The organism is Zooshikella ganghwensis DSM 15267 (assembly GCF_000428585.1).
Lineage (GTDB): Bacteria > Pseudomonadota > Gammaproteobacteria > Pseudomonadales > Zooshikellaceae > Zooshikella > Zooshikella ganghwensis.
In genome coordinates this window covers 1-15833 of record NZ_AUAF01000001.1, presented here as the reverse complement: position 1 = coordinate 15833, position 15833 = coordinate 1, and the positions used below count along the sequence as shown (strand labels likewise).

The window sequence follows — 15833 nt, the reverse complement described above, 5'->3', positions numbered from 1 at the left end:
AGTTTTATTACACGCTTATATTACGGTTAATTGCACTTAACGTTCTAAGGAATACTAGATATGGCAAAAGAAGTTTTGTTTAGCGATAGCGCCCGCTCACAAATGATCAAGGGCGTAAACGTTTTGGCTGACGCAGTTAAAGCAACACTCGGTCCTAAAGGTCGTAACGTTGTTTTAGAGAAGTCATTTGGCGCGCCAACCATCACTAAAGATGGTGTTTCTGTAGCAAAAGAAATCGAACTGAAAGACAAGTTCGAAAACATGGGCGCACAAATGGTTAAAGAAGTTGCGTCTCAAGCAAATGATAAAGCAGGTGACGGTACAACTACTGCAACTGTATTGGCTCAGTCAATTGTTATCGAAGGCTTGAAGTCTGTTGCGGCTGGCATGAACCCAATGGACCTGAAGCGCGGTATTGATAAAGCTGTATTGGAAGTGGTTGATCACCTACAAGACATGGCAATTCCTTGTGAAGATTCCAAGTCTATTGCTCAGGTAGGTACTATTTCTGCAAACGCTGATACTCACGTTGGTGAAATCATTGCTAAAGCAATGGAAAAAGTAGGTAAAGAAGGCGTTATCACTGTAGAAGAAGGTAGCGGTTTCGAAAACGAGTTGGAAGTTGTTGAAGGTATGCAGTTTGATCGTGGCTACTTGTCTCCATACTTCATCAACAACCAAGAAAACATGAGTGCTGAGCTTGAAAACCCATACATTTTATTGGTTGACAAGAAAATCGCTAACATCCGTGAGCTGTTGCCAGTACTAGAAGCTGTTGCTAAATCAAGCAAGCCTTTGCTGATTATTGCTGAAGACGTTGAGGGTGAAGCACTAGCTACACTAGTAGTTAACAACATGCGCGGTATCGTTAAAGTGTGTGCCGTTAAAGCTCCTGGCTTTGGTGATCGTCGTAAAGCGATGTTGCAAGACATTGCTATCCTGACTGGCGGTACTGTAATTTCTGAAGAAGTAGGCCTTTCTTTGGAAAAAGCTACACTGGACGAGCTGGGCCAAGCTAAGCGCATCCAAATCACTAAAGAAGATACAACTGTAGTAGATGGTGCTGGTTCTGCGGCTGACATCAAAGCGCGTGTTGAGCAAATCCGTGCAGAAATCGAGCAGTCTACCTCAGACTATGACAAAGAAAAACTGCAAGAGCGTGTTGCTAAACTGGCTGGCGGTGTTGCTGTCATCAAAGTGGGTGCTGGCTCTGAAGTTGAAATGAAAGAGAAAAAAGCACGTGTTGAAGACGCTCTGCATGCAACTCGCGCTGCGGTAGAAGAAGGCGTGGTACCTGGTGGTGGTGTTGCTCTGATCCGTGCTCTGCAAAAAGTAACTGTTCAAGGTGACAACGAAGACCAAAATGCAGGTGTATCTTTGGCTCTACGTGCACTTGAAGCGCCTCTGCGTCAGATCGCTGCTAACGCAGGTGATGAAGCATCAGTTGTTGTTGAAAACATCAAGAAAGGTGAAGGTAACTACGGTTACAACGCTGCAACTGGTGAATACGGCGACATGATCGAAATGGGTATCCTTGACCCAGCTAAAGTAACGCGTTCTGCGCTGCAAGCTGCTGCATCTGTTGCTGGTCTGATGATCACTACAGAAGCAATGATTGCTGAAATCCCAGAAGACAAGCCAGCTGCTCCAGATATGGGTGGCATGGGCGGAATGGGTGGCATGGGCGGCATGATGTAATTGCCTGCTTTATAAGCACCTATAAAAACCCCCGCTCTGCGGGGGTTTTTGGTATTAAGGTGTGGTTGATGTATTTTCTATTTTGCTAACTGTACAACAAGTTCTTCTAATTGTTTGGCAAGGTCTTCTAAATTATGGCTGTTTTCTGCAGTTTTATCAGCGTTTTTGCTGTTAGTTGATGCTATATCCGTAATTTCATGTAGGTTTTGGCTAATATCTTCAGCGACAGAGGTTTGTTCTTCTGCTGCAGTCGCAATTTGTTGGTTCATATCGCGAATTTCTTCTACTGCGTGGGTGATGGTTTGTAATGACTCACCTGCTTTAGTCACTTTTTCAACACCTTCTGCTGTTTGATTTCGACCGCGTTCTATTGCTGCAACGGCATCATGGGCACCATTTTGAACATTAGCAATAATATCTTGTATTTCAGCTGTGGATTGCTGGGTGCGTTGGGCAAGTGTGCGAACTTCATCGGCTACGACCGCAAACCCCCGACCTTGGTCGCCTGCACGTGCTGCTTCAATAGCAGCATTAAGTGCAAGCAGGTTGGTTTGTTCTGCAATACCACGAATCACGTCTAACACTGTTCCAATACTTTTTGATTCTTCTTCCAAACGTTGAATAACATCCGAAGTATTACTGACCTCTTTTGACATATCATTGATGGTTTCAATCGTGTTATTCATGATGCCCATTGTACTTTGTGCAGAGTTGTCTGCATTAGTGGCTGCTTCAGCAGCATTTGCCGCATGTTGAGCAACTTCATGTGCGGTTGCGCTCATCTCATTCATTGCAGTAGCGACCTGATCGGTACGCAAATGTTGTTCATTAATACCGCGAGAAATATCCTGAGAAATATGACTTAATGAACGGGAAGACTGTTTTAAGCTTTGTAAAACAGCCTTTAAACTGTCAGTTGTATTTTTGAGTGAGGCTTGCTGTTTTATAACTGACTTTGAGACTAGGCCAAGTTCATCTTCGCGAGATTTAAGTTCACTGTTAAATTCAAGGTTGCCGGATTCTAATGCAAAAAGATGATTTGATAAGGCTCGAAGTGGTTTAATTAATAAGGCTTTTAACCAAAGGAAAGCAACACTGAGGCTAAAAATTAGCACCACAAGCGTTGTAATAAATAAGCTGTTAGATAATGTTAGGCTGCTTGAGGCAAGTAAAGCACTTTTTGATTTTGAGCTATCACTTAATTTCTTTTGAAGCCCTTCTAGTAATGCTGAAGGCTCTCTGTCTATACCTCTTACTTGTTTATCAGCGGCTTTATAATCATTATCACCTTGATTAAAAGTATTATAAGCTTGTTGATATTTGCTAAAGAGCTGCTGATGGGTTTGAGCAAAGGAATTTAGATCATTAGCTGTTGATTTTTCGTTAATAAGAGGTATGAGTTCTTTGACAATACGTTGAATTTCTTGTTGTTGACTTTCAAACTTTACCCAATATTTTTGCCTGTCTCCACTATCATGTCCGCGAAGTAGAACATTTTTCCATTCTTGAACTTGCCTTTTAAATAGCAAGTTCAAATAATCGATTTGTTGGCTATGATAGAAGTCTTCATTAATCAGAGTATTGTACTCTTTTAATGCATTATTGGTTTGCCAAAGGCTGAAAGCACTCAGAGCAAGAAGTATAGCGCCCACTAAAAAAGGAATAAAATAAACCTTTGCTAATAGGCTTTTCTTGAGCCACCCCATGAGCTACCTCAATTTATTATATAAAATCGGTATTGTGTGATATTAAAAGTTTAGCAGTGATGTATCGAGTGGGCGAAATAAATCAACTGTAAAGCAGTTAACTGTCGTGAGCTGCTTTTAGCTATGACCTTTTCAGTGAAATAGCGTTACTCTCTTCGTTAATATTTTTAATGCTTGTTATCGCTTTAATTTTTGAGTCAATACATTTAACAATAAAATTAAGGGTGCCTCTAAAAATAGTGATTTTTTTGCAAGAACAAGAAAGTTCGGCACGGAGAGCCTCAGGGAAGTAAGGAGTACATGAGGGGGCGAATACAGTGCTGGCAATGCTATTAGGAAAATGGTTCATTTTTAGAGGTGCTCTTAAAGTGATCAGTCAATAACTGTAAAGTATAAAGCAAAATGTTATAGATGGATTTAATATGGTGACGGTTTTCTCGTTGAGTATCTGTGACTTTTGCCGTTTAGGTGTTTTAGGGCAGGTGTACATCTTGAGGTGTATTCGTGTAATTCGCCATTAAGGACTATTTGCGCCACACCCATCACAAGGCCATCCTTGGCCTGCAATGGGTACTGCGCTCCCAGCGCGTGTTTCACAAACAGTCCTCAATGGCTCCATCAAGATCGCGTTAACATCTCAAGCTTGCTGGCGTATCTTTGACGCTTTAATTGGAGAAAAGCACGACAACGGTATATTAGCTTGTGGCTGGGGTATCGCACAATGTAGGTTTGAAGTGCTTGAATTTGTTTGTGGAGCGGGTGCTGGGAGCACCGTTAGCAGTAGAGACCAAGGATGCTCTTCTGCTGCGGGAGGAATCAAACTGATTCATGCACTGCATTGGCAATATTTAAGTGATTATCCCAGGCAATATTATTGTATTTTGTGGTGTGTACTTTTTTGATATCCGTTTTACAGTCAAAAATATGTACTTCTCCTGTCCCTGTGGTTATGGCGCAGAGCTGATCATTTAACGCGATAGCGCCTGCAGCATCTATTAGGGAGATTGTTTTTCGTAGCTGCTTCGTTTTCAAATCCCAAAACGTAACTTTGTTGGCTCGTGGTGCAGTAATAGCCGCAGTATTGCAACGAGTCATGACACAGACACTGGCAATATATTGATTAAGTTGAAGCCAGCCGATTTCGTCAGTATGCATAGGCTGTAATTCGCTATTACCTTGCTGATAAAGTACTAGAGGCACAATATCACTTTGATCGCCCTGATACTGTAAACCCACAATTATTAATCCATCCTCACCTACATCTAAATGTCGAATACTCAACTGTTTGGGATTAAATGTCCATTGCTGTTGTACATCGCCTTTTGCTAAGTCGATTAAACTTAAATTCGGCTCCATAGTGTCTATATTCAGTTTACGTCGATCATAGTCTGGATGGGTCTGTATGCCTCCATTAGCGATAATTAACTGATTGCGTTGTGGATGTAGACGTATTTCATGAGGACCTATACCACCACTGCTGAGCGTATCTACTCGTTTAAAGTTATGGGTTTGATATACACCTATTTGGCCGCGGCTGGTTGGCCAGTGCTGTTCAGTGGTAAAGAAATATTCACCATCATGACTAAAGACGCCGTGACCGTAAAAATGGTGATTGGGTAACGCGGTTAGTTGTTGGAGCAACTGATGTTTTTGATAATCAAATATGTATAGCTGTCGGCCAGGACGACGGTCAACACAAACTGCAATGGGTTGGTTTGGGTGTGGTGTTATGCTATGTGCGCGGTGGGGGAGGGCTAAGGAAAAAAGTTGTGACTGCCACGGTGAAAAAATACAAATACGGTAGTTGCCTTTATTGTCTTTTGCTGCGCTAAGAAGAGGTGGTGTTTTAGTGGTTTTATTGAGTATCTGCTCAGTAGCAGACAATGTGGGTGAGCAAAAGGCGGATAAACCAAAAAAGCTGTTTTGCAAAAAAGTACGGCGATTGATGGGCTGTTCAAATGACACAACTAATCTCCATCATTTGCATTAAAGCCGATCAAAACATCAAGTGCTTGAGGCAAATCCACAGTTACTTGTTTTTTTAAACTACGCAGTTGTTGTGTTGCTGTTTGTAATTGGTTTACTGCAGATTGTTTTTCTTGTTGTTTGATTGTTTGCAGCATCTTAAATAAAGACGTTGGTAACGCTTTGAATTGTGTAATAGTTTGTTGGAAATTAGTACTAAGGGATTTCGCTAAAACTTGCTTGGCTTTAGTATCGTTTAGATAAGGTAGAATAAGCTGTTGATACCAGCGGTTAGCAGCCATTAAGCTTTGTTGGACGTTTTCATTTGAGTGCTGGCTACGCCAGGATTCTGCAAAATATGGGTTTTCTTTTAATACGGCTAAGGACCATTTTTTATAGGTTTTTTCCAGGTAAGAGGCTAATGCATTACTGACCAACGCTAGATAATCATGTTGATTTTTGATGCTTAACTGTTGTTTATTCCACTGTTTTTGTAGATAGCGACTATTTTTAACGAGAACTTTGGTTATGGCCACCAAGAGTTGGCAGCGTTGGTTGTTGTCTGCGACAGAGGGGCTATTTTGATCAAAGAGCAAATACTCGGCCGAAGAAAGTCCTTGTAGAATTACACTGGCTTGAGCTACTTGCTGTTCAGTAATGGCATCGGAATGTTGTTGTAAAAACTGCTCGACTTTGCGTTTAACTAAATTCTTTTTATCTGGCCAAAACTGAAAACGCCAAGCAATATTCTCATCAACGACCAGTCCAAAGTTAATTATGTCAGCTTTAATCCAGGCACCCATAACATCTCGCCAGGCCTGCTGGCTAGTGACTAAATGGGCTGGTTGTTGTGTAGCTGGTGATTTACAAAGTTGCTGGCTGGATTGATGTAGTGTTTCTGCGTGAGTTGTTAGGTTGGCATAGGTTGTTTCAATGAGCTTAGTTAAGCTATCGGTGTTAGCTCGTAGTGGTGATGCTATTAAGATGCAGCTTATTAAAAGACACTTAGAGTATATGCGACGATAATGATTGAAGTGTAAGTATTTCATAGTGTCAAACTCATAATCAAATACCACCCAAAAGTGGTATTTGAGTAGATAACTGTAATGTTCTGAGGGCTTGTGAGTTGGGGGGGGCCCTATAGTGAGTTTAGGAAAGCCAGTAATGCCGCTCGTTCTTCTTCATTCATTTTTAATACCTGTTGTTTTGATTGTTCAGCTTCTCCAGCATGCCAGAGAACAGCTTCCATTAAGTTTCTGGCGCGCCCGTCATGTAAAAAGTAGGTATGATCATTAACTGCTTTCGTAAGTCCAATACCCCACAGTGCTGGTGTTCGCCACTCTGTACCTGAAGCTTCAAACTCTGGACGTTGGTCTGCGAGTCCTTCCCCCATATCATGTAACAGTAAGTCGGTGTAGGGCCAAATGACTTGTTCAGATAAGGCTGGTCGTTCAGGGCGGTGAGCTGTTTTTAACTGGGGAATATGGCAACTATTACAGCCACTGTCATTAAACAGCGTTTGACCTTTTATTACTAATGGATCGTTAGAATTTCTTCGAGCGGGAACTGCTAAATGTTGGGTATAAAACTCAACAAACTTAAGAATTTTTTCGCTAACTTCAGGTATTCCACCTGATGGTGCTTTGCTACACGCTTTTTGTGGTGCAGTACAATCATCATGAGGAAACATGAGCGATGTAATGCCCAGGTCGCCATTAAAGGCAGCCGCATTTTGTTGCATTAATGAAGGCTGCCCGGCTTTCCAGCCAAAGCGTCCAACTTGTGTTCTTTGTAAGTGATGATCCCAAGCATAATTAGGGCGGCCAGAGATGCCATCCTGGTTTTTATCTTCTGGATCGGCATGGGCCAGAATGGTTTTTTCATCAATACTTTCGAGCAAGCCTAAACCAATCATGGGTGGGGCAACTCGTGCTGACATCATGGTGGCTGGGTGGAGCTTGCCATAACCAAGTTCAGTAATGGTGAGCGTAGGCTTGCGTAAGCTGACTTGATACCCATCATCGAAAGATACGATGTGTTCTGTGTAGGTAATATTGATTTTACCTTCGTTGGGAACAGGAGCATTGGCAAAGTCTTGTAGTTGTCCACCATAAGTTGGTTCAGGTATAACGCCTTGCTTTTTTAGTTGAGCCTGTTGTTGTTCTGTAAATGCGGGAATGCTTAGTCGGACAAGCATCGAAACAGCATTATGGTCATTAGGCTCAGGAGGGTGGCCACGCCCATCTTTAATGTGACAGTTTTGACAACCATTTGTATTAAATAAGGGGCCTAAACCATCACGGGCAGTCGTTGATGAGGGCGCTTGTACCCAAGGATTTCGAAAGAAACTATTACCCACACTAAAGTCTAGTTTTTGGGTAATGGGTAAATTAGCAGCGGGTAGCGAATATGCATTATGGGTTGTATCTTTTACTGTTGTCTTGCCACCTGAATATACATCACTGGTCGATGGCGTAGCATTAAGAAAAAAAGATGGTAACAGTAGGGTAAGGGTAATAAGAGGCTTCACGGTGGTTTTACTGCATTAGTGTTATAATAACTAGCCCTTTAACAGGGCTAGGGTATATAAGTAGCTTTTTTAATTAACAATATTTTTTCAATTAAAACGAATGGTCAGCATTATCTGGATTTAAGTTATCAATGCCAATTACTTTTGCGGCTTTTTCTATGCCTTCTGTTTGAGCAACCAGTGACTGAATGGCATTGCGCACAATGGTATGACCTTGTTTATTGTTTGCGGCAATCATTTGGTCAAATGCCATACCATTTTCAGCTTTATCAACAAGCACTTGTAGCGAAGATTGAGTCGCGTTAAATAGCTTTTCAATTTCTTGAGCAGTTTTTGGCTGCTTAGCTTTTACCAGATCAGCCACACTAGGCCCTGTTAATTTTGAACCATCAGTGCGTTGGTATCTGCCAAAGAAAATATTGTTAACACCTTGAGCATTAAAGTAGTGGGAGTTATGGGTGTTATCACTGAAACAGTCGTGCTCATCTTCAGGTGAGTTTGCTTCCAGTGCGACTTTCATTCGCTCACCTGCAAGTTCACCTAAAGCCAAGCTGCCCATACCATAAAACATTTTACGTAGGCCTTGTTCAGGTGACTCGTTGAGTAACTCATGTCGATAATTGTCGTTCTTTTTAGGTGCCCATTGGTTGACCATTTCGGTTAAATCACTGATCAGCAGTGTAGATGCTGCTTTAAGATAGGCCACACGACGATCACAATGTTGGTTTGTACACTGTTTGCCTGGTATAAAGTCCGTTGCTTTGCGTTCACCAGCACCTGCTTGCGTGCCGTGCAGATCTTGTCCCCATAGTAAAAACTCGATTGCGTGATAGCCTGTTGCGACATTAGCTTCGGAGCCACCCAGTTCATTGAGTGAAGCTAATAGTTCAGGAGTAATGGTTGTTGCATCAATGGTTTTACTGCCGACTTTGATTTGTGTATTAGCAATGATGTTGGCACTCGCGCCAATGTTGCCAAGCTCGTGTTCGTAGTTTTTATTATCAACATAATCAATCAACCCCTCGTCAAGGGGCCAGGCGTTGACTTGGCCTTCCCAGTCATCAACGATTTTGTTACCAAAACGAAATACTTCTGTTTGCTGATAAGGAATACGTGCTTTAAGCCAAGCTTGTTTGGCTTGTTTAAGCGTGTCTTCATTAGGGTTTTTGGCTAGCTGATTGATTGTTGTGTGCAGTGCTTGAGCTGTTTGTAACGCATCACTGTAATTTGCATACGCTAAATCAGCATATTGTTTTACAACGGCTTTTAGCGATGGTGTTTGACCTTTTTCAGTTTTGGCTTGTACAGATAGTGGCAAGGCCACTACTGACGTAAGTAAACAGGTAAGCACTGTCTGACGTAGCATGCGGGGTACACTCCTTAAGAAGTACATCGTGTTCAGATATAAAGATAATAATAACGATTTACATATTATAATGATAATGATAATGCTTATCGTTTAAAAGATGGTCAGTTTGTTATGGTGCTACTTTATTAAGCTGTTTTGAATAAAGGTGGTATTTGTCGCCTCGTCACATCCATTTGGTGAGTTTTGTCTCAAAATTCATTCTATAGTAAAGATTAATCAGGTAATGTGTGAAGTAGTTTGTATAACTGATTGATTATTCATATGAAGACAGTAATAGCATTTCTCATAAGTAGTTTGATGATATCTGGCTGTGACATGACGTTGGATACGACAGAAACAGCACAGTTTAGCCAGGATGGAATATCGTTTCGTTATCCTGCTTCATGGGATGTGGATTATCAGAACAGTGATGGACAGCATCAGTGGATTTCATTGGAAGGTGTTTTTTCATTAGGTGTTGATATAAACATTGAGTCACGTAACCAGGAGATTCCACGTGCACTTTATGAAGACACCATAAACATCATGGCTTATGCACAGGGTTATTCTGATACGTTCAAGCAGCTTGAAATACCTGGTGCATCAATAGAGTCAAAACGCTTCGAAGTGATAGACGATATTAAAGAGAGTGAACTTGGTAATGTGCAGTGTGTTCGTGAGTTTTACCAGGTTAAAGGCTATACCCGGGAGGCTTTTCTTCGTGATTATTGTGGAATGCAAACACCTTCGCACTCCATATATTTTGTTATGCAACGTAATCAACGGGAAGAGACAAGACTTGAGCCAGGTATAAAGCTGGTGATGGGTAGCTTTGCGATGCGTTCTGATTTGTCTGAAAATGCTGCTACCCAAACCGTAAGCTTATAGCCAGTTTCACAATTTTTATTAGCTAGTGCCTTAACGTGGTTTTCTATAGGGCAAAGATAAAGATTAAGGAACTTGGGTTAATGATTGTTGAGGTACTGTTTCAGGTGCCTCTAATTCTTCCAATCGAGCTTGTAATCTCGCCATTTGCTCATCTTTTAGGACTAATAAGCGTTTTAATGTATTAATTTGTGCCTGTAAATCATTTAACCGCGATTTTAGCTCATCATTTTCGCGCTTGGCTTTGTCTAATTGTTCTTGAGTAACTGTTAGCGTTGAGTTGTAAGCTATCTCTGATGTATGAGTCTGTGATGCTGAGTTACCTCTGGCGGTTGGATCTACACGGGTAACTATAGTAAGCCGGTCAGCGCTATTTGAACTTTTGGAAGCAACTGGAGAGGCTTGATGTGTTGCATCTAAAGGAGGGGCCGTCAAGGTGTTCGGATCATTTGTCTGAGCTGCTAATAATTCCGATGACTCTTGTGGGGTAATGACAGCAATTTGCGCTGTGTTGGGCACACGCAGTACTTTGCCACGTTTTAGTAAATTAATGTTGTCATTGATAAATGCATGAGGGTTGAGAGCCTGTAAGGCAATCATCATTTGTTGAATACTGATTGACTTATTTGGACGAACATCTCTTGCGATTTCCCACAAGGTGTCGTTTGCTTTAATCGTGTAGGTTTCTGTTTGTGTAGATGACGGCTGATGATGTTGAGAGGCTGCACTGTTAGTCTGGGACTCTGATGAACTGCCTGCTATCTGATACTGTGTAGCATCAAGGTCAAGGGTCGGTGGTGTAGACGTTGGTGCTGGCGGGTCAAGCAGCAAAGTATACTGGCGTAGTAGACGTCCTGTTGGCCATTCTGTTTCAATCACAAAGTTGAGAAAAGGCTCGCGTATAGGTTGAGTACTGGAAACTTCAATATATGCCTTGCCATTAGGGTGAGTAACTGTCTTAAACCGCAAGTGTTGTAAGATAGTTACTGGCTCAACACCTGCCTGGTAGAAAGCCGGCTGACTTGCTAGACGTGCATGGATAGTGTGAGTCGGTGTTGCACGATCGTTAGGTAGAAGCACTTCAATATGGGACTTTAAAGGTTCATTCATAACGGAAAAGAGGCTTGCATCCCCCAACTGTAAAGCATGTAGCGGTATGGTGAATACAGCTGTAATTGAGGATAAAATTCCTGAAAGTAGAACGGCTTTTTTGTTTGTCATGGTATTTTCTAGCAAGCTGTAAAATATCTGGTAGTCTGCTTTTGGTATCACAATAAAACACTGTTGTACTACAAAAGAAGACTATGCTTTTCCGTGCCAAAGACTTACTTAAGTATAAGATGCTTGTCGTAAACTGTTAAATTCTTACAGTAGCGATTCTTGCCATTAAGGATGTATACAACATGAAGTGTTCATCTGTAAAGCTTGAGTATGCCTTTAATAGATAAAATTCTGTATTTACTTCGTGAAAGACATTGGGGAGACTCTAAAAATAGTGATTTTTTGTGAGGGCAACGAAGCACTCCATGGAAGATCACTGTATATTATTAGCTGGCGGTAGATGGCTCTAACCCATTGTTGTTTTCATTCTTCAGGCTGCTTTGTTGTTTTTTTTTACGTACTGTTGAAATTGTTCGGGTGAAACTGGCTTGCTATAGTAATATCCTTGGCCTTCCTCACAGCCTTGGCTGATAATATAGCCTTCATGCTCCTCGGTTTCTACACCTTCTGCAATAACTTTAAGTCCCAAGCTTTTTCCTAGTTGGATGATTGCTCTCACAATGGCTGAATTATCTTCATCGTGAATAACATCCTGCATAAATCCTTTGTCGATTTTAATTTTATCGAAAGGTAATTTTTTCAAGTAGCTTAGTGATGAGTAGCCTGTACCAAAGTCATCAATAGCGATCATTACCCCAGACCGCTTGATACTCTCAAGACGTGCTGCAGCTAGTGATACATCATCCATTATACTGGTTTCAGTGACTTCTAATTCCATACAGTAAGGTGGGATAGAATATTTTTGTAATGTTTCAGTAATAAGTTCTTCAATATTCTCCTGGCGTAATTGTACCGCTGACAAGTTGACGGCCATGCGGAATTCTTCAAAGCCCATATTATGCCAAAACTGCAGTTGTTGTGCGGCTTGTTGTAGCACCCACTCACCAATGGGAATAATGGATAAATTCTTTTCGGCTAATGGAATGAATAAATCAGGAGAAATAAAACCTTTATCAGGGTGAATCCAGCGTAATAATGCTTCTGCACCAATGACACGGTTTGTAGTGTAGTCAATTTGAGGTTGGTAGACTAAGTGTAACTCTTTATTTTCCAGTGCTTTAAGCAGATCTTTCTCAAGCTGTTTGCGGATACGCATTTCAGTATCCACACTGGCAATATAGAACTGGAAGCGGTTTTGGCTGCGCGATTTTGCCAGTGTCATTGTTTGCTCTGCTTTTTGCAGTAGTTTTTCTGGATTGCTACCGTCCTCAGGGAATAATGTGATCCCTATTGTGGCTCGAATAGCAATGGGTTCATTGTTTATGACAAAAGGCTCTTCTACATCATTTAACACATTTTGTGCTAGTTCAGCAGCCTCATAAGGCTGTTCAATATTATCCTGGATGATAGCAAACTGATCGCCACCCAAGCGGCCAACGGCACGAACGCTACTTCGCTGGTTACGTAAACGGTCTGCCAGTGCCATTAAAATATGGTCACCCACTTTATAAGTGAACTGTTCATTGACGCCTTTAAAATCATCAATACCACAACATAAAATGGCCACCAGACAGTTTTTACCACCTGCTTCTTGTAGTATTCGCTGTAACTGTTTTTGCAACATAACACGATTAGGCAGCCCAGTGAGAAAGTCGTATTGGGCTAAACGAAGCACGTGTGCTTCTGCTTTTTGGCGCTTGGTGTTATTGCGATCTATTGACTCCAGAAGCTGATTAGCGGTTCGTATCCAAATTCCCATCTCATTTTTTTCGTTGCCTTTAAGCATTGGAATCTTTTTTTGGCCAGGATGGTCTGGATTAATATGGGATAAGTTATCAATGATTCGGGTAAGCGGTTTCGTCAATAGAATGGTGTAGATTAAATAGAGTACAGTCGCCATGGCTACGGCACGTAAAATACCAGACATAAAAATGATAATACTGCGATTGACAAATTCTGAGCCACTAAGCGCAGTATCAATGGTAATCATTAGATCACCATAATATTCACTGTAGGGCAGTCGTCCAAATAAATTAACTTTGTAAGTGCGCTCAGTATTAAAGATTTTATCGGTAAACCATCGGTAAGGTGTGCTGATAAGGGGGCGACGCTTTTCAGCCAGCATTGGTTCATCTGGGTGACCGATGGCAGCATAGCGGATAGATTGGTTTTCGAATAAACCCTCAACAACCTGTGATGCCATTTCTTTATCCAAGCTATACACGGCCTGAATAGCTGGATCACGCACCATAGCTAGCATTGCGTAGGCTTGGTTATCAATGGTCTCGTCGGAGCTATATGCATCAAAAACGATTTGCGCGACACTCAAGACTACACCCACGAGGAATGCAGAAAATAACACCACGCGCAGTAATTTAACAGATAACCGATCTCTTTTAGGTATTGTTAAAGCCAATCACAGTCCCTCTTTTACAACGTGACGTTCTTGGGGTCTGTACCATTTCCAGTATGCGAAATGTTTTATCATTCGTCAAAACGCTTAAATATTTAGATTTGTAATAATACTCGACTTTGGCCATTTAGAAGCTAAGGCATTGCAGGTAAAGCAATACTGTTAGTGGTTATAACCTGAATTAACTCATGTCTAATGAAAACCATGATATGAATTAATTCTAACCCGTTGTTTCTAATAGCTTATTTTTAGCCGTCATGTGTATTCAATAATGGCCAAAGCCGAGATAATAAGCAATTCATTAAACTCAACTACTTATTCAACAAAGTAAAAATTGAATAAGTATATCCTGTGTTATAAGTATATTTTATTTTGTTTTTGCAATTAAAGTTTGTCCTTCTCATAGCGTTTTTTTTGCAAAAGGGTATTACAACTACTGAATACCTCATAAATAACTTACTAATCAGATTAGCTAAATACTGGATATAAGAAAGTCAAAAATACTAATTTATTCGTTGTGTGAATAGCTTGCTATAATAGCTGCTCTGTGTTCGGACTAGGTTTTAGTGAAAGCACTAAGATACCCTCAGTGATCCGTATTTTTGAGGGCATCTTTAAACCTTTATTTTTGTTTTTATTGCGTTGCGTTATGTGATAAAGAATGAACAATCAATCATAGGTTATGCAGTAGCAATGGCCCCTTTTTTGTACCCCTCATAGGCATGAACAGTAACTTGATGACTAGGGTAATCTTTTTTTATTTCTTGTGCTAAGTGTTGGGCTATTAGCTCAACAGTGGTGTCCGTTTGGAAAAAATAACAGCATTTTTTATTAATTGTCAATTCAAAATAGCCCTGTGGGGCTTGGTAGCCACATTTGATATATGTAAAGCCTTTATTTTCAAATTCATCCAAAATATCTGCTTCAGTAACAAGATAAATATCCTGCCATTTTTTAGACCACTGAGATGCTAGCTTTGGACTGGTTTGACCATCTAGCTTAACTTTGAGTGGCGATCGATGTCCATGAGCAATACGTTGGCAGTCGCCATGGTGTTTTTTTAAGCCGTGACTGTAATGATAATAGGCTTCTTGAATGGATTGGGGATATAGGTTTACAGATACTGAGTCCACATTATCGGGTACCACACTTTTTAGATGCTCTTCAACAACGGCCTTTAATGTTGATGGTGTGATTACATCAACAGGAATTGGCACAATGGCAGCATTAGGTGCTTGACAGTGAAGGATACCGTTTTGGGAAGTCTCAAGCGTTACTTCACGAATATCTCCATGATCAACGAGCTGTATCGCTTTGGACTTTGAAGGAACAACCAGTGTATGGTCAATAGTGCTGTCAATCGCTTGTTTGATATCTTTTTTGACATTACCAAAGTCAAACACCATACCTTGTTCATTAAGTGAGCCATCAAGTACCACGTCGACTAACCAGCTTTCGCCAACGAGACCACGCTCAGGGCATAAATAGGAGAAGTCTATAACGGTCAACTGTTCAACAAATAAAGAGGCCATAAAACTAAAGTCTACTGATTAAACAAGTGATTTTACCTTATTCTGAGGTAACGAAAACACCCTCACTTTGTGTTGACTGTGCCTTTATTAAAAATAGTTCAATACACGGTAGATAATAAGCTACGCCTATTAGCTATTGAATCAGGCATCCAGGGAAGGATTTACGGTGTGTTCGGTGGGTGTTTTGCAGACTTTGGACATGGAGCTTTAAAAAGTGGTTTTGGTTTTAAAGGAAAATTTATATGCGATCGCCCTGGTTATTGATGAAGTGGTTGAGATATCAGTAATCAGTCGTTAGCATCTTTTTTACTGATGTGTCTTTTGGTTTAACGCCTCAACATTAAATACTTATGGTAACGCGATGCTCGACTTTTATTAGTTTGAAATGACAACCCCTGACCCCAACCTTTGTTTTGCCGAAACAAATTCAAAGGGACAGGGGATGTCAGTAGAAGAGTTTATCATAGCAGTTTATTGCTGGGTTGATGATACCTTTAATGATTTACTTAAAGGCCAGCGATTACGTGAACGAGGG

10 protein-coding genes and 1 pseudogene are annotated in these 15833 nt (G+C 41.0%); 3 read left to right on the top strand and 8 right to left on the bottom strand.

Translation table 11 applies throughout. The features are described from left to right. Positions 1 to 60 precede the first annotated feature (60 nt). Positions 61 to 1698, top strand: a complete 1638-nt coding sequence (gene groL, locus F607_RS0100060; protein WP_027706391.1) for a chaperonin GroEL — start codon at positions 61 to 63, stop codon at positions 1696 to 1698. Positions 1699 to 1775: 77 nt separating this feature from the next. On the opposite strand, the gene F607_RS0100055 is transcribed toward groL, so the two are convergent. The 5 genes from F607_RS0100055 to F607_RS0100035 form a co-directional block, all read right to left on the bottom strand. Further along, on the bottom strand, positions 1776 to 3404 hold the full coding sequence (locus F607_RS0100055) for a methyl-accepting chemotaxis protein (protein WP_027706390.1): 1629 nt from the start codon (positions 3402 to 3404) through the stop codon (positions 1776 to 1778). A gap of 816 nt (positions 3405 to 4220) precedes the next feature. Then, positions 4221 to 5369, bottom strand: a complete 1149-nt coding sequence (locus F607_RS27475; RefSeq protein WP_051310582.1) for a DUF1513 domain-containing protein — start codon at positions 5367 to 5369, stop codon at positions 4221 to 4223. Positions 5370 to 5371: 2 nt separating this feature from the next. Continuing rightward, positions 5372 to 6418, bottom strand: a complete 1047-nt coding sequence (locus F607_RS0100045) for an imelysin family protein (RefSeq protein ID WP_027706389.1) — start codon at positions 6416 to 6418, stop codon at positions 5372 to 5374. An 89-nt stretch (positions 6419 to 6507) separates the two neighbouring features. After that, a complete protein-coding gene (locus F607_RS0100040) occupies positions 6508 to 7899 on the bottom strand; it encodes a di-heme oxidoreductase family protein (RefSeq protein ID WP_027706388.1) in 1392 nt (463 codons plus the stop codon). Between the two features lie 91 nt (positions 7900 to 7990). Beyond that, entirely contained in the window at positions 7991 to 9265 is a 1275-nt protein-coding gene (locus F607_RS0100035) for an imelysin family protein (RefSeq protein WP_027706387.1), read from the bottom strand. Positions 9266 to 9529: 264 nt separating this feature from the next. Between F607_RS0100035 and F607_RS0100030 the strand changes: the two genes are divergently transcribed. Next, the gene (locus tag F607_RS0100030) at positions 9530 to 10135 is read left to right on the top strand and encodes a hypothetical protein (protein ID WP_157365336.1); all 606 of its coding nucleotides are present in this window, start codon (positions 9530 to 9532) and stop codon (positions 10133 to 10135) included. Between the two features lie 63 nt (positions 10136 to 10198). Here F607_RS0100030 and F607_RS0100025 read toward each other — a convergent pair whose 3' ends face one another. The 3 genes from F607_RS0100025 to F607_RS0100015 form a co-directional block, all read right to left on the bottom strand. Next, complete coding sequence (locus F607_RS0100025) at positions 10199 to 11353, bottom strand: type IV pilus assembly protein FimV (RefSeq protein ID WP_157365335.1); 1155 nt, start codon at positions 11351 to 11353, stop codon at positions 10199 to 10201. 370 nt (positions 11354 to 11723) lie between these two features. Next, a complete protein-coding gene (locus tag F607_RS0100020; protein WP_027706384.1) occupies positions 11724 to 13769 on the bottom strand; it encodes a putative bifunctional diguanylate cyclase/phosphodiesterase in 2046 nt (681 codons plus the stop codon). A gap of 677 nt (positions 13770 to 14446) precedes the next feature. Then, on the bottom strand, positions 14447 to 15298 hold the full coding sequence (locus F607_RS0100015; RefSeq protein ID WP_027706383.1) for a 6-carboxytetrahydropterin synthase: 852 nt from the start codon (positions 15296 to 15298) through the stop codon (positions 14447 to 14449). A gap of 442 nt (positions 15299 to 15740) precedes the next feature. Here F607_RS0100015 and F607_RS35940 point away from each other — a divergent pair. Then, positions 15741 to 15833 (top strand): annotated as a pseudogene (locus F607_RS35940) (IS982 family transposase); the annotation flags it as partial.

Excerpts from the sequence above, each read along its gene's own strand:
- F607_RS0100030 (WP_157365336.1), top strand. The coding sequence starts at position 9,530 with ATGAAGACAGTAATAGCATTTCTCATAAGTAGTTTGATGATATCTGGC.
- F607_RS0100015 (WP_027706383.1), bottom strand. The coding sequence starts at position 15,298 with ATGGCCTCTTTATTTGTTGAACAGTTGACCGTTATAGACTTCTCCTAT.
- groL (WP_027706391.1), top strand. The coding sequence starts at position 61 with ATGGCAAAAGAAGTTTTGTTTAGCGATAGCGCCCGCTCACAAATGATC.
- F607_RS0100025 (WP_157365335.1), bottom strand. The coding sequence starts at position 11,353 with ATGACAAACAAAAAAGCCGTTCTACTTTCAGGAATTTTATCCTCAATT.
- F607_RS0100055 (WP_027706390.1), bottom strand. The coding sequence starts at position 3,404 with ATGGGGTGGCTCAAGAAAAGCCTATTAGCAAAGGTTTATTTTATTCCT.
- F607_RS0100035 (WP_027706387.1), bottom strand. The coding sequence starts at position 9,265 with ATGCTACGTCAGACAGTGCTTACCTGTTTACTTACGTCAGTAGTGGCC.
- F607_RS0100045 (WP_027706389.1), bottom strand. The coding sequence starts at position 6,418 with ATGAAATACTTACACTTCAATCATTATCGTCGCATATACTCTAAGTGT.